The organism is Robiginitalea sp. (genome assembly GCF_049588695.1).
Lineage (GTDB): Bacteria > Bacteroidota > Bacteroidia > Flavobacteriales > Flavobacteriaceae > Robiginitalea.
In genome coordinates, this window is the sequence record NZ_JBAVZJ010000606.1 from 1 (window position 1) to 2,072 (window position 2,072).

At 42.7% G+C, this 2,072-nt stretch carries 3 protein-coding genes; 1 reads left to right on the forward strand and 2 read right to left on the reverse strand.

Annotated elements, in window-relative coordinates; genetic code table 11:
• On the reverse strand, nucleotides 1–366 hold a 366-nt coding region (locus tag WBV75_RS13850; RefSeq protein WP_424121174.1), incomplete at its 3' end, for a hypothetical protein.
• A gap of 207 nt (nucleotides 367–573) precedes the next feature.
• On the reverse strand, nucleotides 574–1,491 hold the full coding sequence (locus WBV75_RS13855) for a DUF4382 domain-containing protein (RefSeq protein WP_424121175.1): 918 nt from the start codon (nucleotides 1,489–1,491) through the stop codon (nucleotides 574–576).
• A 378-nt stretch (nucleotides 1,492–1,869) separates the two neighbouring features.
• Here WBV75_RS13855 and WBV75_RS13860 point away from each other — a divergent pair.
• A partial coding sequence (locus tag WBV75_RS13860; RefSeq protein ID WP_424121176.1) for a hypothetical protein occupies nucleotides 1,870–2,072 on the forward strand: 203 nt, incomplete at its 3' end.

Below are 2,072 nucleotides of genomic sequence, written 5' to 3' on the forward strand. Positions count from 1 at the left end.
GGAATCAGAAACGGAACCATCAAACAGCTTTTTGCAGAATAGATCACATTGAGACTTTACCTTACAAAGATGATAGAGAATTGATTCAGATGTAGATGCGTAGGGCGCTTTGAAATCCAAGATAATACCATTTTTATCAAGATCATTAACAATTATTCCCCATAAGAAAGGAGACACTTTCAGGTTATCATACCTTGTCATGTATAGAAAAAAATATAGCTCTCCTCTGTGGGTCTCCATTGTAATCCTGCAATTTGAATTAGATAGCTCTAAAGAATCTTTATTGCGATGAAGCTTCATATTATAGGCAGTGATAATATTATAAAACACCTTCTTCACTGTTTCTTCAAGGTCTACTAGCTTCATAAATTAGTTTTTAAAGTATGTTTTAGTGAGGTCATTATAAGAGTAATTAAAGGTATCCTTAAATTCATTTACCCAATCTAGCTCTTTTCCATATTGAGTCTTTATACCATTAATGGACGCATTGGTTGCGGGGTTACATCCAGTTAAAAAAAAGGGTGCGGCCTAAAAGACCACACCCCAGGATGTCAAAAAAAGGAATCAATTGTATTAGTCTCCCGTGTTGGTCTCGGGTACTGCAACCAGGACAAAATCCTGAGTGATATCGTTGCCGACCACAACATCAACCCCGTCCACAGACTGAGGTTCATACCCGGCCAGGCTTACTTCTAAACGGTAGATACCGGGATCAAGAGCCACAAAGCTGTATCCACCTTCCACTCCGGAAAATGTAGTGGTAATTTCGGCACCATCACTGGTGTAGAGCGTAACCGCGGCACCGGTCAACGCAACAGGATCTCCACCTTCAACTTCACCATTTACGGTACCTGTAATAGACCCTGCGGTACTCATATTACTTCCCCGGATCACCGGGGTGAAATTAAATCCAAAGATTCCTTCGGGGTTGTTAACATTGCCGCCTTTAGGAACAAAACTCTTACTAACGTCAAAATCCAGAATAAGATCCTCGCTGAGACCTCCAGCTACCTGCAGCGGCGGGTCCATAAAGACCTTGATCCCGCTCTGGGCTCCGCTGGGGACTTTCAATTCGTAGGTTTCGCCACCAGCAGCTTCATTCATTATTACATTTACCCCTTTTACATAAACGCGGATCAAATCATAGGTGCCAGCAGGTATCTCGGCATCTACCAGTTGCTCGGAGGCGCCGTCTATGAGATTTAAAAGGTTTACCGGACCGATCTCATCCTCGGACAAAGTGACAAATCCTCCCATCGAATCTCCGTCTTCCATGGAATCCGAATCTCCTTCGGACTCCCTGTCTGCCAGGCGGGCTTCTATCTTGAAAATAGTCACGTTGGCCTCGGCTACCTGGTCGGTGGGAAAGGGGGCATCCACCAGAAATACATTGAGCCTTCCAGTGGTCTTTAGGTTGTCGTCTCCATCGGAACAGCCCCATAGAAGAAGGGTGAGGGCCATCAAAATTGTGCTTAAAGTAGGTGCTTTCATTTTAAAAAATTTAGGTTTTAATTTTTGGGGATTTACAATAAAACAATGAAATAAAGTATTTTCCTGTCTCCGGGACCTGTTTTTCGATGAACCGCATTCTGTGTTTTCGATGAACTGCAACCTCTAGTGCCAAATCACACCATATCCGTCAGGAGTGGACCCCGAAAATGTGCCTGAAGGAACAGGTGTCCATTTACGGAGAAGATCCGCTTCCATCACCTGCTCTGCATCGACACGGTTTCTGGAAGGCGCCGGCGAGCCCTTTACAAACACGCTCATAGTACTGTATGACAGAACCATCTTCTTTCTAACAATAAGTATTGGAGAATTTTGGAGACGTAATGAATGATGAAAGTCCTTTGACACTTTTAACCCTAAATGGAAACCATAGAAATTTATGGAACTACAAAAGTTTTTATTGGAATAATTCGAGTTTCAGAACTATATATAAAGCATTGGCAATCAGTTAAAAAAAGATTCAGTTCTCTTTGCAGGAACGGGCCTTGTCTGGTCTCTTTTGACGCAGGAGAAAGCAACCCATGTGATCGCACAATAAATAAATGGTCAACTAGTTGTAAATA

Coding starts and splice junctions, on each gene's coding strand:
- WBV75_RS13855 (WP_424121175.1), bottom strand. CDS start 1,491: ATGAAAGCACCTACTTTAAGCACAATTTTGATGGCCCTCACCCTTCTT.